This window comes from Tabrizicola sp. (assembly GCF_016793705.1).
GTDB lineage: Bacteria > Pseudomonadota > Alphaproteobacteria > Rhodobacterales > Rhodobacteraceae > Tabrizicola.
Map to the genome: position 1 here is coordinate 140,995 of NZ_JAEULO010000039.1, position 20,432 is coordinate 161,426.

20 protein-coding genes are annotated in these 20,432 nt (G+C 67.7%); 15 read left to right on the forward strand and 5 right to left on the reverse strand.

What is annotated here, in order from left to right; translation table 11 throughout:
- Window positions 1-14: 14 nt before the first annotated feature.
- Complete coding sequence (locus JNJ68_RS09525; protein ID WP_294981838.1) at window positions 15-1,187, reverse strand: penicillin-binding protein activator; 1,173 nt, start codon at window positions 1,185-1,187, stop codon at window positions 15-17.
- Between the two features lie 72 nt (window positions 1,188-1,259).
- Here JNJ68_RS09525 and rsmI point away from each other — a divergent pair, with 72 nt between their 5' ends.
- From rsmI to gshB, 3 genes are read left to right on the forward strand one after another with little or no spacing between them, the layout of a single operon-like run.
- The gene (gene rsmI, locus JNJ68_RS09530) at window positions 1,260-2,150 is read left to right on the forward strand and encodes a 16S rRNA (cytidine(1402)-2'-O)-methyltransferase (protein ID WP_294981840.1); all 891 of its coding nucleotides are present in this window, start codon (window positions 1,260-1,262) and stop codon (window positions 2,148-2,150) included.
- Between the two features lie 4 nt (window positions 2,151-2,154).
- Window positions 2,155-2,553 carry a YraN family protein gene (locus tag JNJ68_RS09535; RefSeq protein WP_294981842.1) on the forward strand — a complete coding sequence of 133 codons (399 nt, stop codon included), beginning with the start codon at window positions 2,155-2,157 and terminating at the stop codon, window positions 2,551-2,553.
- A gap of 54 nt (window positions 2,554-2,607) precedes the next feature.
- Entirely contained in the window at window positions 2,608-3,552 is a 945-nt protein-coding gene (gene gshB / locus JNJ68_RS09540) for a glutathione synthase (protein WP_294981844.1), read from the forward strand.
- Here gshB and JNJ68_RS09545 read toward each other — a convergent pair.
- Window positions 3,549-4,439, reverse strand: coding sequence for a hypothetical protein (locus JNJ68_RS09545; protein ID WP_294981846.1), 891 nt, complete (start codon window positions 4,437-4,439; stop codon window positions 3,549-3,551). The genes gshB and JNJ68_RS09545 overlap by 4 nt on opposite strands.
- Before the next feature lie 281 nt (window positions 4,440-4,720).
- Between JNJ68_RS09545 and JNJ68_RS09550 the strand changes: the two genes are divergently transcribed.
- The 7 genes from JNJ68_RS09550 to JNJ68_RS09580 all read left to right on the forward strand — a co-directional run bounded on the left by JNJ68_RS09550 (window position 4,721) and on the right by JNJ68_RS09580 (window position 13,223).
- Complete coding sequence (locus JNJ68_RS09550; protein WP_294981925.1) at window positions 4,721-5,425, forward strand: response regulator transcription factor; 705 nt, start codon at window positions 4,721-4,723, stop codon at window positions 5,423-5,425.
- A gap of 118 nt (window positions 5,426-5,543) precedes the next feature.
- On the forward strand, window positions 5,544-6,677 hold the full coding sequence (locus JNJ68_RS09555) for an FIST N-terminal domain-containing protein (protein ID WP_294981927.1): 1,134 nt from the start codon (window positions 5,544-5,546) through the stop codon (window positions 6,675-6,677).
- A gap of 15 nt (window positions 6,678-6,692) precedes the next feature.
- Window positions 6,693-8,885 carry a PAS-domain containing protein gene (locus tag JNJ68_RS09560; protein WP_294981847.1) on the forward strand — a complete coding sequence of 731 codons (2,193 nt, stop codon included), beginning with the start codon at window positions 6,693-6,695 and terminating at the stop codon, window positions 8,883-8,885.
- 94 nt (window positions 8,886-8,979) lie between these two features.
- Window positions 8,980-9,504, forward strand: coding sequence for a carbon monoxide dehydrogenase subunit G (locus JNJ68_RS09565; protein WP_294981849.1), 525 nt, complete (start codon window positions 8,980-8,982; stop codon window positions 9,502-9,504).
- A gap of 44 nt (window positions 9,505-9,548) precedes the next feature.
- A complete protein-coding gene (locus JNJ68_RS09570) occupies window positions 9,549-10,034 on the forward strand; it encodes a (2Fe-2S)-binding protein (RefSeq protein ID WP_294981851.1) in 486 nt (161 codons plus the stop codon).
- Window positions 10,035-10,043: 9 nt separating this feature from the next.
- Entirely contained in the window at window positions 10,044-12,422 is a 2,379-nt protein-coding gene (locus JNJ68_RS09575; protein ID WP_294981852.1) for a xanthine dehydrogenase family protein molybdopterin-binding subunit, read from the forward strand.
- A 12-nt stretch (window positions 12,423-12,434) separates the two neighbouring features.
- Entirely contained in the window at window positions 12,435-13,223 is a 789-nt protein-coding gene (locus JNJ68_RS09580; protein ID WP_294981854.1) for an FAD binding domain-containing protein, read from the forward strand.
- Window positions 13,224-13,266: 43 nt separating this feature from the next.
- On the opposite strand, the gene JNJ68_RS09585 is transcribed toward JNJ68_RS09580, so the two are convergent.
- The gene (locus JNJ68_RS09585; RefSeq protein WP_294981856.1) at window positions 13,267-13,914 is read right to left on the reverse strand and encodes a carbonic anhydrase; all 648 of its coding nucleotides are present in this window, start codon (window positions 13,912-13,914) and stop codon (window positions 13,267-13,269) included.
- Between the two features lie 186 nt (window positions 13,915-14,100).
- On the opposite strand from JNJ68_RS09585, the gene JNJ68_RS09590 reads away from it, so the two are divergent.
- The 3 genes from JNJ68_RS09590 (at window position 14,101) to JNJ68_RS09600 (ending at window position 16,968) form a co-directional block, all read left to right on the forward strand.
- Complete coding sequence (locus tag JNJ68_RS09590; protein ID WP_294981857.1) at window positions 14,101-14,445, forward strand: hypothetical protein; 345 nt, start codon at window positions 14,101-14,103, stop codon at window positions 14,443-14,445.
- 223 nt (window positions 14,446-14,668) lie between these two features.
- A complete protein-coding gene (locus tag JNJ68_RS09595; protein WP_294981859.1) occupies window positions 14,669-16,075 on the forward strand; it encodes a leucyl aminopeptidase family protein in 1,407 nt (468 codons plus the stop codon).
- A gap of 77 nt (window positions 16,076-16,152) precedes the next feature.
- Complete coding sequence (locus tag JNJ68_RS09600; protein ID WP_294981860.1) at window positions 16,153-16,968, forward strand: NlpC/P60 family protein; 816 nt, start codon at window positions 16,153-16,155, stop codon at window positions 16,966-16,968.
- A 77-nt stretch (window positions 16,969-17,045) separates the two neighbouring features.
- Here JNJ68_RS09600 and JNJ68_RS09605 read toward each other — a convergent pair whose 3' ends face one another.
- Together JNJ68_RS09605 and JNJ68_RS09610 are read right to left on the reverse strand one after the other, a co-directional pair.
- Window positions 17,046-17,390, reverse strand: coding sequence for a DUF2794 domain-containing protein (locus tag JNJ68_RS09605; RefSeq protein WP_294981862.1), 345 nt, complete (start codon window positions 17,388-17,390; stop codon window positions 17,046-17,048).
- Window positions 17,391-17,420: 30 nt separating this feature from the next.
- Window positions 17,421-18,428: an asparaginase gene (locus JNJ68_RS09610; RefSeq protein WP_294981864.1), complete on the reverse strand. Its 1,008-nt coding sequence runs from the start codon at window positions 18,426-18,428 to the stop codon at window positions 17,421-17,423.
- A 165-nt stretch (window positions 18,429-18,593) separates the two neighbouring features.
- Between JNJ68_RS09610 and JNJ68_RS09615 the strand changes: the two genes are divergently transcribed.
- Both JNJ68_RS09615 and rlmN read left to right on the forward strand, forming a co-directional pair.
- Window positions 18,594-19,124 (forward strand): invasion associated locus B family protein, encoded by a 531-nt coding sequence (locus JNJ68_RS09615; protein WP_294981866.1) that lies wholly within the window; start codon window positions 18,594-18,596, stop codon window positions 19,122-19,124.
- Between the two features lie 112 nt (window positions 19,125-19,236).
- Window positions 19,237-20,418: a 23S rRNA (adenine(2503)-C(2))-methyltransferase RlmN gene (gene rlmN, locus JNJ68_RS09620; RefSeq protein WP_294981929.1), complete on the forward strand. Its 1,182-nt coding sequence runs from the start codon at window positions 19,237-19,239 to the stop codon at window positions 20,416-20,418.
- Window positions 20,419-20,432: the final 14 nt, after the last annotated feature.

Consider the following 20,432-nt stretch of genomic DNA (forward strand, 5'->3'; position numbering starts at 1 on the left):
GGGGAAACCCGCGCTCAGAACCCGGCGCCGCCGAAGCTGCGGGGAGCCGACTCGATCACCACGACCTGGTTCGCCCGGATCGTCGCCACAGCCAACCCGCGCTCGTTGGTGCCGTTCGGCAACAGGCGGAAGATGCCCGAGACGCCGGCAAAACCCGCCGACTGCGTCAGGTCGCCCTTGGTGAGAGGCGCGCCGCCCTTGGCGCGGTTCGCCAGCGCCCCGATGGCCGCAATCCCGTCATAGGCGAGGCCCGCGACCGGGACCGGCTGACTGCCGTAGGCGCTTGCATAGCGCGCGCGGAACTGCGCCTGCAGGCCGGGGTCGGGCATGGTGAACCAGCCGCCCTGCACGCCGGGCAGCGCCAGCGTGGCAGGCGGGATGTCCCAGCGGGTCAGGCCGATGAACTGGGTGCTGGCCCGGTCGATGCCGTTGTCGACCAGAAGCTGACTGAGGAGCGGCAGCGCGCCCGCGGTATCGGCGGTCAGGAACAGCGCCGTCGCGCCCGAGGACCGCGCCGTGCCGACGATGCCCGGCGCCGCCTGCACGATGCCGTTCTGCGAGAATTCGTAGGAGGTCACGCCGACGACCGATCCGCCCGCCTGTGCCACGCCGCGTTCGATGGCGGCCTTGCCGACCTCGCCCGCCACGTTGCGGTCGTGCACGATCAGGACCTTGGACTTGCCGTTGCGCACGGCGTAGCCGGCCAGCCGCCGCGCCGTGCTCTCGAAGGTCTGGCCCAGGACGAAGACGTTGCCGCCCGCGATGGCCGCGTTATTGGAGAAGGCCAGCACGTTCACGCCCGAGTTCGCCACCGCGACGCCCGCCGCATTGGCCTCTTCGGAATAGAACGGCCCCAGGATCACCTGCGCGCCCTCGTCCACCGCCTGTTTCGCCAGTGCCGCCGCCTGCGCAGGGCTGCCGCCTGTCCGGTAGACGCGCAGGTCGATGTCGACGCCCGAGAGGTCGTTCATCGCCAGCCGGGCCGCGTTTTCCAGGTTCGCGCCGAAGAGTTCGTCCTGCGACTGACCCGAGCCCGAGGGGATCAGCAACGCCACCTGCACCGACCCGCCATTGGCCGGAGGCACGGTGCCGGGACCCGTCGCCACGCAGCCGGAAAGGACCACGGCCGCAAGGCCAGCACAGAACTGACCCAGCGACTTGCGGGCCCGGCGGAATACGGACAACATGGTGGTTCCTCACTGTGGCAGCGCGCTGCGTTTGCCCGGCAGGGTAATGGGTTCGGCAGGGGAAGTAAACTTGTGAGGCAAGGCTCGGACCCCGCTGATGCAGCCCCCAAACCCGCCCTGCGCGCCATTCCGCCGGGGCTGCATTTCGTCTCGACCCCCATCGGCACGGCGCGCGACATCACGCTCCGGGCGCTCGACGTGCTGGCCGGGGCGGATGTGCTGGTGGCCGAGGATACCCGCACGCTCAGGCACCTGATGGAGATTCACGGCATCCCGCTGAACGGGCGCCCGGTCATCGCCTACCACGACCATTCGGGCGAGGGGCAGATGCAGCGTATCATTGGCCTGCTGGCCGAGGGCAAGAGCCTCGCCTATGCCTCGGAAGCCGGGACGCCGCTGATCTCTGACCCCGGCTTCGAACTGGCGCGGGCGGTGGCGGCGGCAGGCCTGCCGATGACCGCCGCCCCCGGCCCCTGCGCGGCGGTCTGCGCCCTGACGCTGTCGGGCCTGCCGTCGGACCGCTTCTTCTTCGCAGGCTTCCCCCCCTCGGCGCAGGGCGCGCGACGCAGCTTCCTGGAGGACATGGCCGGGGTTAAGGCCACGCTGATCCTCTACGAAAGCCCGAAACGGCTGGCAGCACTTCTGGCCGAAATGGCCGCCACGCTGGGCGGGGCGCGGCAGGCCGTCGTCTGCCGCGAGCTGACCAAGCGCTTCGAGGAGGTGCTGCGCGGCGATCTGGCGACCCTTGCCGAAGAGGTCGCCACGCGCGAGATCAAGGGCGAGATCGTGGTGCTGGTCGACCGCGCCGTGCCCGCCGAGGTGACGGAAGAAAGCATCGTCGAAGCCCTCGATACCGCGTTGCGAAGCATGTCCGTTAAGGATGCCGCAACCTTTGTCTCGCAAACTCTGGGAGTATCGCGCAAGATCGTCTACCGGATCGCGCTCGACCGCAGCCAGGGATAGGCTCATGCCGTTCGACTTCGTCTCAACGCCCGCCCGTCGGACCCGCAAGGCACGCGGGCTGCAAAACCACCTTGCCGGCCACGCCGCCGAAGCCTCGGTCGCCCGGCTGTACGAAGACCTGGGCATTGCGATCTGCGCCCGGAACTGGCGCGGGATCACCGGCGAAATCGACCTGGTCGGCCGTCGCGGTGACGAAGTGATCTTCGTCGAGGTGAAGCAAAGCCGGACGCATGACATGGCGGCCTCGCATATCTCGCAGGCCCAGATCAGGCGCATCTTTGCGACGGTCGACGAATTCCTGGCAGGCGAACCGAAGGGGCTTCTCACCGATGTCCGCATCGACCTGGCGCTGGTCGATGGTCGGGGCCGCATCGAAGTGCTGGAAAACGCCTTCGCGGGCTGAATTGCATCTTCCGGCGGCTTCGGCCATCACTTCGCTGGAAAGATGGAGTGAGCCATGCCCCTGAAGGTAGCCCTGCAAATGGACCCGATCGGGTCGGTCAACATCAATGCCGATTCGACCTTCCGCATCGCATTGGAAGCCCAGGCGCGCGGGCACACGCTCTTCTTCTACACGCCCGACCGGCTGGCCTTCGTCGAAGGCCGGGTCATCGCGCGGGGCTGGCCCATCGAGCTGCGGCGCGAGGTGGGCAATCATGTGAGCTATGGCGCCGAGACCGAGGTCGACCTCGGGGACTACGATGTCGTCTGGCTGCGGCAGGACCCGCCCTTCGACATGGGCTATATCACCACGACGCATCTGCTGGAGATGATCCATCCGAAGACGCTGGTGGTGAACGATCCCTTCTGGGTCCGGAACAGCCCGGAAAAACTCATGGTATTGCGCTTCCCGAAGCTGACTCCCCCCACCGCCATCGCCCGTGACCTCGCCACCATCCGCGCGTTCAAGGCGCGGCATGGCGACATCATCCTGAAGCCCCTTTACGGCAACGGCGGGGCGGGAGTCTTCCGCCTGGACCCGAACGACCGCAACCTGTCGTCGCTGCACGAGTTGTTCATGGGCATCAACCGCGAGCCCCTGATCGTGCAGAAGTTCCTGCCCGACGTCGCCAAGGGCGACAAGCGGGTGATCCTGGTCGACGGCGAGCCGGTGGGGGCGATCAACCGCGTCCCTCAGGCGGGCGAGACGCGGTCGAACATGCATGTCGGCGGGCGGCCGGAGAAGATCGGCCTGACCGAGCGCGACCTGGAAATCTGCCGCACCATCGGCCCGGTCCTGCGGGAGAAGGGGCAGGTCTTCGTCGGCATCGACGTGATCGGCGACTGGCTGACCGAGATCAACGTCACCTCGCCGACCGGCATCCAGGAGCTGGAGCGGTTCGACGGCACCAATGCCGCCGCGATCATCTGGGAGGTGATCGAGGCGAAGCGGCGCGGCTAGCCGAGGCCGCTGTCGGGATAGGCCCGCGCCACGTCCCAGACGAGTTGCTTCATCCAGTCGGCCTGGTCGCGGCGGGGCCAGTTCCCCTCGCCGCGCAAATCCGGGATGCTGCGCGGGTCGCGGCCGTAGATCACCGCGAAATGTGCCAGCGCGATCAGGAAGGCACCCAGATCATTGACGTGGATGTCGTCGCTGAAGAGGTCGGTCATCGAGGTGAGTCCGGGGGCCGTTCCGGCCGCGATGGCGTCGAAGGTCGCGGCCATGACCAGCGGCCCGGGGATCGCCCGCATTGGCGGGCTGCCGGACACCCGGTTCCGGTTCACATGATCCACGATCTCCTGCCAGGACCCCATCTCCAGCTCCAGCCGCTCGCGGAAGGGGATGATCTTTTCCTCGCTGTCATTGGGATCCGGATTGCCCGGACCGCTCGTGACCGGGATCCAGGAGGCGTAGAGCACCGTCTCGGCGCCGCGACCGCCGTTGCCCTTGGTCCATGCAAGGTCGAACCAGGCCAGGGCCAGTTCCTTGGTATGGTGAAACTGCATCGTCGGCCGCACCGTGGTGCGCTCGGTCAGGACAAGGACGTCGTAGTTCGCGATATCCTCCCGCGAGTCTGGGGTGCGGCCGCGGTTCTCCCAGCGGTGTTCGATCGGGCTGCCGGGCACGGTGTCGGCATCCATCTTCATGCCCTTGGACGCGCCGCCGCCCGCCGCCTGCACCATGGCGGTGAGCGGACCGGGGATCGGGTCGGTCAGGCTGTGGCCGGACATGATCACCCGCAGGTCGAAGGGGCGTTCCGGTCCAGCCTGTGCCCGACCGGGGCGCGCGAGGACCGGCAGGGCGGCCAGACCGGACAGGACAGAGCGGCGGTCGGGGTGGAACGGCATGGCGGGCACCTTTCTGAAAACCCCCACGGCGCGAGGGCACCCGGCCAGCCTACAGACGGGAGGCGGGTCGGGAAAGCCCCGGAAAGAGGCGCCGGGCACGATACCGCCCCCGCGTGGACAAGAAATTATTTCATTGAATATCAATGCATTGATTTTCGGCGTTCACCATCCGTTAAGATTTGACCCTCAACTCACGGACCATAGGACCTTTGGCCAGTTTCAGGCCGTGCCGGGCTGGGCTAGACTTGCGCCGGACCCGACCGCGAAGGCGCATGATGACGATGGCTTCCCAGCCCGAGACGGACAGGCCGCTCGCCTCGGCCCTGATCGTCGACGACCATCCGCTGTTCTGCGATGCCTTGTCGATGACGCTGAAATCCGTCGCCGGGATCGCCGAGATCGAGAGCGCCGACCGGCTGGAAACCGCGATCCGTCGCGTCGACCTGAGCCCGGCTCCGGATGTCATCCTGCTGGACCTGAACCTGCCCGACGTGAACGGGATCGACGGTTTGATCCGGCTGCGGCAGGCGGCGGCCGGGGTGCCGGTCGTGGTGGTCTCGTCGCTGGCGGACGACCGGGTGATCGGGGCCTGCCTTGCGGCCGGGGCGGCGGGTTTCGTTCCGAAGCACTCCCGCCGCGAGGTGTTCCGCGCGGCCTTCGAGGCGCTGCGGGCGGGCAGGCGCTTCCTGCCCGAGGGCTATGAGCCACCGCCCGAGGGCAAGGCACAAGGCACGGCGCGCGGCACGGCGCGGGAGGAGGCCATCGGGCGGCTGGCGCTGCTGACGCGGCAGCAGGCGCGCATCCTGCAACTGATCTGCGAAGGGCTCTTGAACAAGCAGATCGCCTATGAACTGTCGATTGCCGAGACGACGGTGAAGGCCCATGTGACGGCAATCATGCGCAAGCTTGGGGTGCAGAGCCGGACCCAGGCGGTGCTGATCGCGCGCGAGACCAATTTCGCGAGCCTGATGCCGGAAGGCGGTTGACGCGGCCTTGGCCCTTGCCCTGCCCGGAAGCACCGCCGTAGCATCGCTGCCGGGAGACCTACCGATGTCCGCAGAGAACCGAGCCCTGCCGGGGACTTTCCCCGGCGCCCTGCCGGTGATGCCGCGCGCCCATGCCGAGGCGCGTGATCCGCGAGCCTTGGCGAAGCTGGCGCGCGATCTGGGGCCTGGGCCTTTTGCAGCCATCATCCTGTTCGTCTCGCCCCAAGCGGACCGCGCGGCGCTGGAGGCCGGGGTTGCCGAGGCTTTCCCCGGAGTCACCGTGATCGGCTGCACCACTGCGGGGGAGATTTCGCCCGAGGGTTATTCCGAAGGCGAGATCGTCGCGGTCGCCCTGCCCCTGGACAGTTTCGCGGTCGACTGCCTGGGGATCGACCTGGCCGATCTGGACGGGCAGGCGCTGATCGGGCAGCTGATCCGGGCGCGGGCCGGACTGGCGCGGCGGCATGGCGGCTGGGAGGACGAATTCGCCTTCGTTATGGTCGACGGCCTGTCGATCCGTGAAGACGAACTGACGGCGGCGCTGGGTCCGGGCCTGGGGCCGGTGCCTCTGTTCGGCGGCTCGGCCGGGGACGGGACCCGGTTCGGCGCCACCTTCGTCTTGCAGGACGGCCGGTTTAGGCAGGGTTGGGCGGTCCTGCTTCTGGTGCGGACCGCCTGCCCGGTGCGCGTCTTCAGCCTGAATCACCTGGTCCCGACCGACCAGCGCATGGTGGTCACCGGGGCCGACCCGGCCCGGCGCGTGGTGCACCAGATCAACGCGGAACCCGCCGCGCAGGAATATGCGCGACTTCTGGGCAAGGACCCGGCGCAGCTGACGACTTTCACCTTCGCGGCGCATCCGGTCCTGGTCCGGCTGGGCGGCAGCCATCATGTCCGGGCGATCCAGCAAATGACCCCGAATGGCGATCTGGTGTTCTTCTCGGCCATCGACGAAGGGCTGGTGCTGACCTTGGCCCAACCGCAGGACATGGCGGCGCATCTGGACCGGGCACTGACCGACCTCTCGGCGGGTGGCAGGCCGGCGGCGATCCTGGCCTGCGACTGCATCCTGCGCCGGATCGAGGCGCTTGAGAACCAGCGCTTCGGGACGGTCTCGGCGCTCCTTAAGCGGCATGGGGTGGTGGGCTTTTCCACCTATGGCGAACAGTTGAACTCCATGCATGTGAACCAGACCATGACGGGGGTGGCGATCTATCCGCCCAAGGGGTCGGCTTCGGGGCGGCCGGGCTGAGATGGCGGGGCTGCGATGATCACCTCGCTGATCAATCCGGCGGACAGTGCCGAGCGGCGGGTCGAGAAGCTTCTGACCATCGTCGCGGCCCTGATGCGGCGGGTGGAGCAGGCGACCGACGACAGCGGCGCGGCCTACGCCCAGTTCCAGCGCGCGGCCCTGCTGGAGGATCAGGTGCGCGAGCGCACGCATGATCTGGGCCGGGCGCTGGACCTTCTGAACGAATCGAACGCCCGGCTGGCCGAGGCGATGCGCGAGGCGGAGACGGCGCGGCAGAACCTGTCGAACGCGATCGAGACGGTGCAGGAGGGATTTGCACTTTTCGACCGCGAGGAGCGGCTGGTGATGTGGAATTCGCGCTTCGCCATGCATATGCCGGACGTGCACGCGCAACTGCGCCCCGGACTCGCCTTCGCGGACTATGTGGCGATGGTCAGCCGCTCGCCGCATCTGGCGCTGCCCGGCACAGAGGGCGCGCGGGACTGGGCGCAGGGGCGGATGGGGCGGCACGCGGACCGCCATGTGATCTTCAACGTGCGGCTGGCGGGCGAGCATTGGGTGCAGGTGAGCGAGCATCGCACCGCGGACGGCGGCACCGTGATCCTTCAGACCGACGTGACCGACATCATCCGGGCCGAGCGGCATGAGCGGGGCAAGCTTCTGGACGACCAGGCGCGGGTGATCCGCGCGACGCTGGACCATATCGACCAGGGCATCGGCATCTTCGACGCCGAGGCGCGGCTGGCGGGCTGGAACCAGCGGCTCGGCACGCTTCTGTCGCTGCCGATGGGCAGGTTGCGGACCGGAGCCTCGTTCGAGCACCTGTTCAGCCGGCTCCGGGCCGAGATGCGCTTCGATGCGGGCATGTCCGCCGGACAGCTGATGTCCTGGGTGCAGGCCCCCGGCCCCCGGGGACCGCTGGAGTTCGAGGTCCGGCGGGAGGGCGCGCTGATCCTCGACGTCTTCGCACAGGGCACGCCGGACGGGGGCTTCGTGCTCAGTTTCACCGACGTGACGGTCGAACGCGCGGCGCTGGAGGCGCTGAGCCGGGCGAACGAGACTCTGGAAGCCCGGGTGATCGAGCGGACGCTGGAGCTGGAGGATGCGCTGGCCGATGCCGAGCGCGCCAATGCCAGCCGCTCGCGCTTCGTGGCGGCGGCGAGCCATGATCTCTTGCAGCCGCTTTCGGCGGCGAAGCTCTTCATCGGCTCGATCGGTGGCGAGGGGCTGGAGCCGGGCGCGCAGCAGGCGCTGGAGAAGGCGCAGAATGCGCTGGTCTCGGTCGAGGGGCTGCTGGATGCGCTTCTGAACATCTCGAAGCTGGAATCGGGCAAGGCGGCGGTCAGCGTGGGGGCGGTGCAGCTGGACCGGCTGTTGCGCACGCTGGCCGACGAGTTCGCGCCGATGGCGGCCGCGAAGGGGCTGGCGCTAACGGTTGTGCCCTGCGGGCTGGCGGTGGACAGCGACCCGGCCTATCTGCGGCGGATCTTGCAGAACCTGATCGGCAATGCGATCCGCTACACGCAGCGGGGCCGGGTGCTGGTCGGCGCGCGGCGGCGCGGAGGCATGGTGCGGCTGGAGGTCTGGGACACCGGGCCGGGCATCCCGGAAGAGGCGCAGGACGACATCTTCAAGGAGTTCCACCGGCTGAACGCCCGCGCCTCGGCCAGCGAGGGGATGGGTCTGGGACTGGCCATCGTCGAACGCGCCTGCGCGCTCCTGGGGCATCCCTTGGAGCTGCGCTCGGTGGTGGGGCGGGGCACCTGTTTCCTGGTGCAGGTCCCGCGGAGCGAGACCGGGCCGGGAACGGTCGCTTCGCCGGAGCGGCGGGCGCGAGAGCCGCATGCCGCCGACCGGATCGCCTTCCTGGTCGAGAACGACGCCAGGCTGCGCCGGGAGATGGGGGTGGTCCTGGAGAAATGGGGAATGACGGTGCTGGAAGCGGGGTCGGGCGAAGAGGCGCTGGCGCTGATCGAGGAGATCGGCATCCTGCCCGACATCGTTCTGGTCGGCGAGCATCTGGGCGCGGGGATCAGCGGGATCGAGTTCGTCACCCGCATCCGGGCCCGGCATGGTCCGGTCCCCGCCCGGTTGATCAGCGCGAACCGGGGCTGGGACCTGCGGGCTGCGGCGACTGGAGCGGGGATCGAGATTCTCTACAAGCCGATCGAGCCGCGGGCGCTTCAGGCGGTAGTGGCGGGGCTCTAGCTGGCGACGCCCGGTGGCCCGACCCTACGACTTAGGCAGCATAGCGCGCAGGCCGGATCGCCCCTTAGGCTGGGGGCCGAGAGGGGGGACTGCCATGAAGCTGACCGACAGCCGTGACATCAAGGCCGATCCGCAAGTGGTCTGGGACGCTATCCTGGACCCCGAGGTCCTGCGGGAATGCATCCCCGGCTGCGAAAGCCTGACCGGGTCCATCGCCGAGGGTTATGAGGCGGTGGTCAAGCAGAAGGTCGGGCCGGTCTCGGCCACTTTCACCGGGCTGGTGCAGCTGTCCGACATCATTCCGGGCAAGTCGCTGAAAATCTCGGGCGAGGGCAAGGGCGGCGTCGCGGGCTTTGCCAAGGGCGGGGCCAATGTCAGCTTCGAGCCGATGGAGGGTGGCACTCGGCTGACCTATGAGGCCGAGGCCAATGTCGGCGGCAAGATCGCGCAGCTTGGCAGCAGGATCATCGACAGTTTCGCCAAGAAGCTCGCTGACGAGTTCTTCACCCGGTTCCAGGACGCGGTGGAGGAGCCAGAGCCCGGAGAGACGTCCGAAGAAGCAGTTGCCGACTCGGCCAAGAACAAGAAGGGTTGGTTCAAGCGTCTGATCGGCGGGTGAACCGCGCATACTTGATGACCTAGGAATACCCAGGGAGGAGCAAGATGACGAAAGTCGCGATGACCGTGAACGGCAAGGCCGTTTCCGGCGAGGCGGAGGGGCGGACGCTGCTGTCCACCTTCCTGCGTGAGGGGTTGGGGCTGACCGGCACCCATGTCGGCTGCGACACCAGCCAGTGCGGCGCCTGCGTGGTGCATGTCGACGGCCAGCCGGTAAAAAGCTGCACGGTCTTCGCGCAGGACGTGGCGGGGGCGAACGTCAAGACCATCGAAGGCATGGCGAATGCCGATGGCTCGCTGGGGGTGATCCAGCAGGCGTTCCAGGATCATCACGGGCTGCAATGCGGCTTTTGCACGCCGGGGATGGTGATGTCCTCTGCCGCGCTGCTGGCGGAGAACCCGAAGCCCACGGAAGCCGAGGTGCGGCACTATCTGGACGGCAACATCTGCCGCTGCACGGGCTACCACAACATCGTCAAGGCCGTGATGGCTGCCTCTGGGCAGGACGTCAGCGCGCTGGCTGCGGAATAGGAGGGTCGGATGCCGAAGGATCACGGGATCGGCGCGCCCCAGAAGCGCCGCGAGGATATCCGCTTCCTGACCGGGCGCGGGGTCTACACCGATGACATGGCCCTGCACGGGCAGACGGCGGCGGTGTTTGTCCGCTCGACCGTCGCGCATGGGCGGATCAAGGCGATCAATACGGCCAAGGCGGCGGCGATGCCGGGCGTGCTGGCCATCTTCACCGGCGAAGATTTCAAGGATGTCGGCGGCAACCCGGCGGGCTGGCTGATCAACAGCCGCGACGGCACGCCGATGCGAGAACCAAAGCGTCCGGTTCTGGCGCATGGCAAGGTGCGGCATGTGGGCGATGCCTATGCGGTGGTGGTCGCCGAAACTTTGTCGCAAGCGAAGGATGCCGCCGAGCAGCTGGCCGAGGACAGCGTGATCGAGGAATTGCCGGCCATCGTCGACATGAAGGCGGCGGTGGCCGATCCGTCGAACCGGGTGCATGACGAGATCCCGGACAACCTGTGTTTCGACTGGGGCTGGATCGAGGACAACCGCGCGGCGGTGGATGCGGCGATGAAGGCCGCGCCGCATGTCGTCACGCTGAACCTGGTGAACAACCGGCTGGTGCCGAACGCGATGGAGCCTCGGGCGTCGATCGGCGAGTATTTTCCGGGCACGGGCGACTACAAGCTGACCACGACCAGCCAGAACCCGCACCTGACGCGGCTGCTGGTGGCGGCCTTCGTGCTGGGCATCCCGGAGAACAAGCTGACCGTGGTGGCCCCCGATGTGGGCGGCGGCTTCGGGTCGAAGATCTATCACTATGGCGAAGAGGCGCTGGTGCTGGCGGCGGCGAAGAAGCTGGGCCGCCCGGTGCGCTGGACGGCGGAGCGGTCGGAAAGCTTCCTCACCGATGCGCATGGCCGCGACCATGTGACGAAGATCGAGCTGGGCTGCACCAAGGACGGGCAGATCCTCGCGATCCGCACCGAGACGCTGGCGAATGTGGGGGCGTATCTGTCGAACTTCTCGACCGCGACGCCCACGTTCCTGCACGGCACGCTGATGGCCGGGCCCTACAAGGTGCCGCATGTCTATGTGAACGTGAAGACAGTGTTCACCAACACCGCGCCGGTGGACGCTTACCGGGGGGCGGGTCGGCCCGAGGCGACCTTCAGCCTGGAGCGGGTGATCGACAAGATGTGCCGCGAGTTGGGCCTCGACCCGTTCGAGGTGCGGCGGAAGAACCTGCTGACGCCGGACCAGTTCCCCTACACCACGCCGGTGGGCCTTGTGTATGACACCGGCAACTACCAGGCGACGCTGGACCGGGCGATGGCGATGGCCGATGTCGCCGGGTTCGAGAAGCGGGCGGCGGAGAGCAAGTCTCGCGGCAAGCTGCGGGGCATGGGGCTTTCGACCTGGATCGAGGCTTGCGGGATTGCGCCTTCGCATCTGGTGGGCATCCTCGGCTCTCGCGTGGGGCTTTACGATGCGGCGACAGTGCGGGTGAATGCGACCGGGAACCTGAGCGTGATGGTCGGGGCGCATAGCCATGGGCAGGGCCATGAGACGGTCTTTGCGCAGATCGTCGCGGACAAGCTGGGGATACCGGAGACGTCGGTCGAGATCGTCCATGGCGACACCTCGAAGATCCCGTTCGGGATGGGGTCCTACGGGTCCCGCAGCCTCGCGGTCTGCGGGGTGGCGGTGACCAAGGCCATCGACAAGATCGTCGCCAAGGGCAAGAAGATCGCCGCGCATATGCTGGAGGCGTCGGAGGGCGACATCACCTTCGAGGACGGCAAGTTCAGCGTGGCGGGGACCGACAAGGCCAAGACCTTCGGCGAGATCGCCTTCTCGGCCTATGTCCCGCACAACTACCCCTTGGAGACGCTGGAACCGGGGCTGGAGGAGACCGCCTTCTACGACCCGGCCAACTTCACCTATCCCGCAGGCGCCTATATCTGCGAGGTCGAGGTGGACGAGGGCACCGGCAAGGTCGACGTGGTGGCCTTCCACTGCGCCGACGACTTCGGCAATGTGATGAACCCGATGGTGGTCGAGGGCCAGGTGCATGGCGGCGTGGGCCAGGGCATCGGCCAGGCTTTGTGCGAGTTCACGACCTATGACGAGAATGGCCAGCTCCTCACCGGGTCCTACATGGACTATCCGATGCCCCGGGCCGAGGATGTGCCGTTCTACAACGTGGACTATTCCTGCCAGACGCCCTGCACGCACAACCCGCTGGGGGTGAAGGGCTGTGGCGAGGCGGGGGCCATCGGCTCGCCCCCTGCCGTGGTCAACGCGGTGATCGACGCGCTGCATCGCGGTGGGCATACCCACGTCACGCATATCGACATGCCGGTCTCGCCCTCGCGGGTCTGGCAGGCTGTGAACGGCTGAGGGGAGGACATCATGCACAACTTTGATTTCGCAAAACCCTCGACCATCGCCGATGCGGCCAAGGCGCTGGCGGCGGACGGGGCGCAGGCTCTGTCGGGCGGGCAGACGCTGATCCCGACGATGAAGCAGCGGCTGGCCGCCCCGGCCACGCTGGTCAGCCTGACCGGCATCGCCGAGATGCGGGGGGTCTGCACCGGGGATGGCGGGTTGCACATCGGCGCGGCGACGCCCCATGCGGTCGTGGCGAAGGAGGCCCGCGCGCATTATCCGGCGCTGGCGAACCTGGCGGGTGGCATCGGCGACCCCTCGGTCCGGTCGCGGGGGACCATCGGCGGGTCGATCGCCAACAACGATCCGGCGGCCTGCTATCCGTCGGCGGTGCTGGCGTCCGGCGCGACGGTGGTGACGAACAAGCGCAAGATCGCGGCGGACGACTACTTCCAGGGCCTGTTCTCGACGGCGCTGGAGGAGGGCGAGTTCGTGACCAGCGTCGTCTTCCCGATCCCGCAGAAGGCGGCCTATGTGAAGTTCAACCAGCCCGCCAGCCGCTTTGCCCTGACCGGGGTCTTCGTGGCGAAGTTCGCGAACGGCGTCCGGGTGGGTGTTACCGGCGCAGGTAACGACGGGGTCTTCCGGTGGGCCGAAGCCGAGCGCGCACTGTCGGCGGATTTCTCGGCCGCGGCCCTGTCGGGGTTGAGCGTCGATCCTTCGGGCATGATCGCCGACCTGCACGGAAGCGCCACCTACAGGGCCAATCTGGTCAAGGTACTGACGACGCGCGCGGTGGCGGCGGCGGGTTGACCTTCAGGACAAGGCCCGGCGGAGCGATCCGCCGGGCCTTCGGTCAGACCGGGAAGAAACCGCCGCGGGCGGGATCGTAGTTCTCCAGCAGCCCCTCGCCGGTGTTGTTCCACAGCCCGTGCAGCGTGAGGAGGTCGTTGTCGATGGCCTCTTTCACGAAGGGGAAGGTCAGGAGGTTTTCGAGGCTGGTCAGCACCGCCTGCTTTTCCAGCGCCTGAAGGATCTCGGCGTCCGGCAGATGCGCGACCTTGTCGAAGCCGGGGCGCAGGATGTCCATCCAGCGGCCGACGAAGCTGGTCTTCTCTTCCAGCTGCGGGGCATGGCCGGTGCACATGTCATGGCAGCCCTTGACCCCACCGCAGTTCGAATGGCCCAGCACGACGATATGCGCGACGCCCAGCGAGGTGACGGCATATTCCACCGCCGCCGAAGTGCCGTGGCGCTCGCCGTCGGGGGTATAGGGCGGCACGAGGTTGGCGATGTTGCGGTGGATGAAGAACTCGCCTTCGTCCGCCCCGAAGATCGAGGTGACATGGACCCGGCTGTCGCAGCAGGAGATCACCATCGCGCGTGGGTGCTGGCCGCTTTCGGCCAGTCGGCGATACCAGGCGCGGTTGTCCTGGTAGGTCGTCGCGCGCCAGCCGTGGAAGCGCTGGACCAGATAGGCAGGCAGGGGGCGGATGGAGGTCATGGGCATCGTCCTCTGGTGTCGCTTCTTCCCTATGATGCATTTGCGGAAAATTCGAGGGGCAAAATCCGGCAGGCGCGGGTTGGGGGCAACCATTTCTTCAGCAACACGGCCCAGGCTGGTGGCGGGTGTGATGCTATTTGGGTGTGTATGATGGGAGAGATTGTCCCTCTCAGGCCACGAGAGGTCGTGCGCCAGGACGTCGAGGCGATTGCTGGGATCTACCGCAACCTGGGCGCGCCGGTCGCGGAACAGATGGTGACGCGGGCGCTGGGCGAACTGGCGCTGACCATGGCGGGGATCGCCGAAAAGGTGCGCGCGCAGGAGTTGCGCGATCTGGCGCGACAACTCGGGCGCTTGGGGCGGCTGGCGGCGGACCTCGGGCTGCTGACCCTGGCCATGGTGGCGGGCGATGCCAGGACCTGCCTGGAACGGGCCGAAAGCACCGCCTTCGCGGCGGTCTGGGCGCGGCTTCTGCGGGTGGCCGAACGGTCGCTGGCCGCCGATGTGGGTCTGGCCGACCAGTCGGTATGAGGGTCGGCGGCGTGCCGGACGGGATTCGCGCAGCGCAGGGTTGCAGGGTAGCACAATGCTGCAATCAGGCAGAGAAGTTCGGATTTTCCCGCCTGCGACAGTGGGCCCGCCGCCGAGAGGATTGACGGGGAATTTTCGGCAAATCGCTGCAATCCTCTGGAAAGCCTTGCTAACTGGTCAGGAATCCCGGCAATTGAGCGCAGGAAACAACGCCCGATCACCGATGCCAGTCGCCCGGCCCCTTGCCTTCACCTTTGCCAGCCGCTCGCCCGACACCCGTCCGCTGCATGTCCTGCGGCCCGAGGAGATGGCCGCTTTCCTTGCTGGGGCGGGCGCTCGCTGGGCGGGCTGGCTGACGGCCACCGGGTTCGAGGCCGGATTGGGCGAGCTTCGGCTGTTGCCGGGCGCCGACGGTAGCCTTGCCGGCGCGGTGGCGGGCCTCGGTTCGGCCCAGGCGCGGCAGCGGCAGCGCTTCGGGCTGGCCAAGGCGGTGGCGGGCTTGCCTGCGGGCGACTGGGCGCTGGAGGGCGTGCTCGACCCGTCCGAACGGACCGAGGCGGCGCTGGCCTGGCTGCTCTCGGGCTACCGCTTCGACCGCTACCGCCCGGCGCGGAAGGCTCCTGCCCTGCCCCGGCTGGTCTGCCCCGAGGGCCTGGATGCCAACCGCCTGATCGCGATGGCCGAGGCCGAGGCCTTGACCCGCGACCTGATCAACACCCCCGCCGAAGACATGGGACCCGACGAGCTTGAGGCGGCCTTCCTGGCGCTGGCGGGCGTGTTCGGGGCCGAGGTGAAGGTGATCCGGAGCGACGACCTGCTGGCGCAGAACTTTCCGATGATCCATGCCGTCGGCCGCGCCAGCCCGCGCGCACCCCGGCTGATGGACCTGCGCTGGGGGAGCAAGGGGCCAAAGCTGACGCTGGTCGGAAAGGGCGTCTGCTTCGACACCGGCGGGCTGAATTTGAAGCCCTCGTCGGGCATGAACCTGATGAAGAAGGACATGGGCGGGGCGGCCACGGTGATGGGGCTGGCGCAGATGGTCATGGGCCTGGGGCTGCCGGTGCAGCTGCGTGTGCTTGTCCCGGCGGTTGAAAACCTGGTTTCCGGCACCTCGATCAAGCCCAAGGACATCCTGACCAGCCGCAAGGGGCCGACGGTCGAGGTCAACGACACCGATGCCGAGGGGCGGCTGATCCTGGCCGATGCACTGGCCTATGCCTGCGAGGGCAGCCCCGATGTGCTGATCAGCATGGCGACGCTGACGGGTGCCGCGCGGGTGGCGGTGGGGCCGGACCTTGCGCCCTACTACACCGACGATGCGGCGCTGGCGGCGGCGCTGGAGGCGGGGGCGAAGGCGGGATTCGACCCGGTCTGGCGGCTGCCGTTCCACGATGCCTATGAAAGCGTGATCGAGCCGGGGATCGCCGATCTGGACAATGCGCCGGGCTACGGCTTCGCGGGGTCGGTCACGGCGGCGCTGTTCCTGCGGCGTTTCGTCGAGGGGCCGCGCTACATGCATTTCGATATCTACGGCCACACCCCCAGCGACCAGCCGGCGCGGCCGAAGGGTGGGGTGGGCCAGGGCGCGCGGGCGATCCTGGAAGGCCTGCCCGCGATGATGAAGCTTTGACAGCGCCCCGGCGAAACCGGGCGCTGATATGGTAGTGGTAGCAAGTCCGCGGTGCGGCGCGAGTTGAGGAGCAAGCGATGGACAGACGGCTGACGCCCTATTCCGGTCGGGTCGCGCATGTCTCGCTTTCGGGGGTGGTGAATGCTCCGCTGACCGAGGGATTGCAGGCCCAGGTCATCGTTCCGGTGGCGAACCTGTGCGCCAGCCCCGATGGCACGCGTGACCGCCAGCTTCTGCTGGGAGATGCGGTGACGGTGATCGACCGCGACCAGGGCCATGTCTTCGTGATGTCGGCAAAGGACGGCTATTGCGGCTGGATGGCCGAGGGCAATCTGGGCCAGGGCCCGGCGCCGACGCATTGGGTCGCCGCGCCCGGCACGCATCTCTACGCCGAGCCGCAGGTGCAGGCGCGCGAGAAGATGGCGCTGAGCCTGGGCTCGCGACTGGCGGTGGTGGGGTCCTGGGGGGCCTGGGCCAACACGCCACACGGCTTCGTGCCGCTGCGCCACCTGCGCGCCCTGGGCGATTGGGCTGAAGACCCGGTGACGGTGGCGGAAAGCCTGCTCGGCACACCCTATCTCTGGGGTGGGAATTCGCGCTTCGGACTGGATTGTTCCGGGCTGGTGCAGCTGTCGATGCATTGCTGCGGCAAGCCCTGCCCCGGCGACAGCGACATGCAGATGTCGCTGGGCCGTCTCTTGTCGGCGAACGAGCCGATGCGGCGGGGCGATCTGATCCTGTGGAAGGGGCATGTGGCGCTGGTGGCCGACCGCGACCGGATCATCCATGCGAACGGGCACACGATGTCGGTGGCCCATGAGGGGATCAAGGACGCCGTGGCGCGAATCTCTGCGGGCGGCGGCGGGCTGGTGCTGGCGCGTCAGCGGGTGTGACCGGGTCTGCTCGTCGGGGACTTTGTCCCGCCTCGCGATTTCGATCCGACGAGGAGACGAAGGCGCACGAAGAGGGGTCAGACCGGGCCGATCAGCCGCTTTTCCAGTACCTTCAGCACCTGGTCGAGGTCCTGGCCCCGGCGCAGCACCCTTCCGTCCACACCGACCACGGCGTAAAGCCCCTGCCGCGCCCGGAGTTTCGGGCGTTTCTCGATCCGGTAAAGCGGGGTCTCGGCGGTGCGGCGGAAGATCGCGAAGACGGCAAGGTCGCGCATCGCGGCGATGGCATAGTCGCGCCATTCCCCGGCTGCGACCATCCGGCCATAGACCCGCAGGATCAGGCCAAGCTCCCTGCGGTCGAAGCGGACATCTTCCGCGATGCGGCTGGACTGCGGAAACGGGATCGGCGCTTCGGCGTTCATGGGGAAAGCTTACCCGCTTCCCCCCCCAAATCAACCCGGAAAGCCATCTGCCATGCGGTAGAACCCGGTCTCGAGCCCGCGCCAGTTGCGCTGGACACCCGCCATGCGCTTGATCGCCGCCGGATGCGCCGGGTCCAGGGCGCCGACCCTGGCCAGCAGCGCCGTGATCGCGGCCTCGGCCGCGCGGTAGCCGCCGTCCACCACCTTCAGCGCGATGCCGAAGCCCCTCTCCGGCACGATGGCGACATAGACCGCCTCGGCCCCGCCCTTGATCGCGACCTTGCCGCCCATGGCGCGCATCAGTTCTGTGCAGGTCTCGCCCTCTCCCGCGATGAGATGCGGGTGGGCCGCCATCGCACGGGTCAGGCGAAACATCGCATCCTCGCGCGCGCCCTGGCCTTCGCGGGCGGTGGCATATTTCGCCATGCCGCGGGCCAGCCCCTCGACCGTCATCGCGAAGTTCGGAGCCGAACAGCCGTCGATGCCCCAGCCCGCCACCGTCTCGCCCGTGACCTCCTCTGTGGCGGCGCGGACGGCTTTTTGCAGGGGGTGGTCGATCTCCACATATTCCGGCCCGGCTTTCAGATGCTGGGTGACAGTCAGAAACCCCGAATGCTTGCCCGAGCAGTTGTTGTGCAGCTGGCAGGGCTTTTCGTGGGCCTCGATCAGACGGTCGCGTTCCGCCTTGTCGCCCGGTTCATGCGCCCCACAGCGCAGGTCGGATTCGCCAAGGCCAAGATCGGCGAGCCAGCGCCCGGCCAGATCGACATGGACATGCGCGCCGCGATGGCTGGCGCAGGCGAGCGCCAAGTGTTCCTGCGACAGCCCACGCGCATCGGCAGCGCCGGTTTCCAGAAGCGGCAGCGCCTGCATCATCTTGGCAGAGGAGCGCGGGAAGATCACCGCCTGCGGGTTGCCCCAGGCCGCCACCACGCCCTTCGCGTCGCAGATCACCGCATGGGCATTGTGGACGCATTCCAGCAAGCCTCCGCGCCAGACTTCCATGACCGGGACTGCGCCCTCGCTGACCTTTGCCATTGATCCCCCCTCACATATGCGCGAATTGTCGCCCAGCGGGCTTTCGCGGCATGGCCCTTTTGATTATGGCTGGAATATCGGGTAGAACGACGCCGCGCCAGCCAAAAGCCTGCCAAAGGCAGAGGCACGGCGAGGCAGGAAGACAGCTTGGAGGCTGCGTCAGACATGACATCCCTTTTCGGTCGCACGCTTGCGCTTGCCGCGATCACGCTTGCCGGGGCGTCGGCCCAGGCCCCCGTCTCGGCTCAGGAATCGACCAATCGCGTCGCCACGATGACGGACTGGAACGTCTTCACCGAGGAAAGCCCCAAGGAATGCTGGGGTGTCTCGAAGCCGAAGGAGACGGTGAACAGCCGCGACGGCCAGCCGGTTTCGGTCCGACGCGGTGACATCCTCCTGTTCGTCACCTTCCGCCCCGGCAAGCCGGGCGAGATCAGCTTTACCGGCGGCTATCCCTTCGCGGGCGGCTCGACCGTCGAGGTGGCGGTGGACGGCAACGCCTTCCAGCTGTTCACCGATGGCGAATGGGCCTGGCCGGGCAGCGCCGAGGATGATGCGAAGCTTCTGGCGGCGCTGAAGGCAGGGACGAACGCCACGCTGACCGCGCGGTCGGGCAAGGGCACACAGACGGTGGACACCTTCAGCCTGCGCGGGTTCACCGCCGCGATGGAAGACGCCGGGAAGCGCTGCCAGTAGCCCGCAGGACGTGACGTCAGGCGCCCCTTCGCGGGGCGCTTTTCTTTTGGCGCGACCTCGCCTATATCCGCCCCACATCCAGATCGCCTGTGACAAGGCCCCGTGAAAGGATCTGCCCATGACTGCCCCCATCACGCAAGACGTGCTGACGATCCCGCGCAAGCTGCCCGCGGGCGGCAAGACCAACATCGTCGGCCTGACCCGCGCTGCATTGCGCGAGGCGCTGATCGCCGCCGGGACGCCGGAGAAACAGGCGAAGATGCGGCTCGGCCAGCTCTGGCAATGGGTCTACCACTGGGGCGTCCGCGACTTCGCGCTGATGACCAACCTCGCCAAGGACTACCGCGCGCTTCTGGCCGAACATTTCACCATCGACCTGCCAGAGGTCGTCACCCGCCAGATTTCCGAGGACGGCACCCGCAAGTATCTGGTGCGGATCGCCGGGGGCCATGAGGTCGAGGTGGTCTATATCCCGGAAACCGACCGGGGGACGCTCTGCATCTCCTCGCAGGTCGGCTGCACGCTGACCTGTTCCTTCTGCCACACCGGCACGCAGAAGCTGGTGCGCAATCTGACCGCGGCGGAAATCGTCGGCCAGGTGATGATGGCGCGCGATGACCTGGACGAATGGCCCGTCCCTGGCGCGCCCAAGGAGGAGGTGCGCCTGATCTCCAACATCGTGCTGATGGGGATGGGCGAGCCGCTTTACAATTTCGAGAACGTCCGCGACGCGATGCAGATCGTGATGGACGGAGAGGGGATCGCGCTGGGTCGCCGCCGGATCACGCTGTCCACCTCCGGCGTGGTGCCCGAGATCGCCCGCACCGCCACCGAGATCGGCTGCCAGCTTGCCGTCAGCTTCCACGCCACCACGGACGAAGTCCGCGACGTGCTGGTCCCGATCAACAAGCGCTGGAACATCGCCACGCTGTTGGAGGCGCTGAAGGCCTATCCCGGCCTGTCGAACAGCGAACGGATCACCTTCGAATACGTCATGCTGGACGGGGTGAACGACACCAGGGAAGACGCGCACCGGCTGGTGAAGCTGCTCGACGGCATCCCGGCCAAGGTGAATTTGATCCCGTTCAACGAATGGCCCGGCGCGCCTTACAAGCGATCGTCCGGGAACCGGATCCATGCCTTCGCCGATATCATCTACAAGGCCGGCTATGCCTCGCCGATCCGCACCCCGCGCGGCGAGGACATCATGGCCGCCTGCGGCCAGTTGAAATCCGCGACCGAGCGCGCGCGGAAGTCGAAGGCCCGGATCGAGGCCGAGGCCGGGCTGTCCTGACAGCCACGCTTCTG

What these genes read in the sequence shown, in the direction of transcription:
- JNJ68_RS09525 (WP_294981838.1), bottom strand. Translation starts at nt 1,187, where the DNA reads ATGTTGTCCGTATTCCGCCGGGCCCGCAAGTCGCTGGGTCAGTTCTGT.
- JNJ68_RS09535 (WP_294981842.1), top strand. Translation starts at nt 2,155, where the DNA reads ATGCCGTTCGACTTCGTCTCAACGCCCGCCCGTCGGACCCGCAAGGCA.
- gshB (WP_294981844.1), top strand. Translation starts at nt 2,608, where the DNA reads ATGCCCCTGAAGGTAGCCCTGCAAATGGACCCGATCGGGTCGGTCAAC.
- JNJ68_RS09545 (WP_294981846.1), bottom strand. Translation starts at nt 4,439, where the DNA reads ATGCCGTTCCACCCCGACCGCCGCTCTGTCCTGTCCGGTCTGGCCGCC.
- JNJ68_RS09550 (WP_294981925.1), top strand. Translation starts at nt 4,721, where the DNA reads ATGGCTTCCCAGCCCGAGACGGACAGGCCGCTCGCCTCGGCCCTGATC.
- JNJ68_RS09555 (WP_294981927.1), top strand. Translation starts at nt 5,544, where the DNA reads ATGCCGCGCGCCCATGCCGAGGCGCGTGATCCGCGAGCCTTGGCGAAG.
- JNJ68_RS09560 (WP_294981847.1), top strand. Translation starts at nt 6,693, where the DNA reads ATGATCACCTCGCTGATCAATCCGGCGGACAGTGCCGAGCGGCGGGTC.
- JNJ68_RS09565 (WP_294981849.1), top strand. Translation starts at nt 8,980, where the DNA reads ATGAAGCTGACCGACAGCCGTGACATCAAGGCCGATCCGCAAGTGGTC.
- JNJ68_RS09570 (WP_294981851.1), top strand. Translation starts at nt 9,549, where the DNA reads ATGACGAAAGTCGCGATGACCGTGAACGGCAAGGCCGTTTCCGGCGAG.
- JNJ68_RS09575 (WP_294981852.1), top strand. Translation starts at nt 10,044, where the DNA reads ATGCCGAAGGATCACGGGATCGGCGCGCCCCAGAAGCGCCGCGAGGAT.
- JNJ68_RS09580 (WP_294981854.1), top strand. Translation starts at nt 12,435, where the DNA reads ATGCACAACTTTGATTTCGCAAAACCCTCGACCATCGCCGATGCGGCC.
- JNJ68_RS09585 (WP_294981856.1), bottom strand. Translation starts at nt 13,914, where the DNA reads ATGACCTCCATCCGCCCCCTGCCTGCCTATCTGGTCCAGCGCTTCCAC.
- JNJ68_RS09595 (WP_294981859.1), top strand. Translation starts at nt 14,669, where the DNA reads ATGCCAGTCGCCCGGCCCCTTGCCTTCACCTTTGCCAGCCGCTCGCCC.
- JNJ68_RS09600 (WP_294981860.1), top strand. Translation starts at nt 16,153, where the DNA reads ATGGACAGACGGCTGACGCCCTATTCCGGTCGGGTCGCGCATGTCTCG.
- JNJ68_RS09605 (WP_294981862.1), bottom strand. Translation starts at nt 17,390, where the DNA reads ATGAACGCCGAAGCGCCGATCCCGTTTCCGCAGTCCAGCCGCATCGCG.
- JNJ68_RS09610 (WP_294981864.1), bottom strand. Translation starts at nt 18,428, where the DNA reads ATGGCAAAGGTCAGCGAGGGCGCAGTCCCGGTCATGGAAGTCTGGCGC.
- JNJ68_RS09615 (WP_294981866.1), top strand. Translation starts at nt 18,594, where the DNA reads ATGACATCCCTTTTCGGTCGCACGCTTGCGCTTGCCGCGATCACGCTT.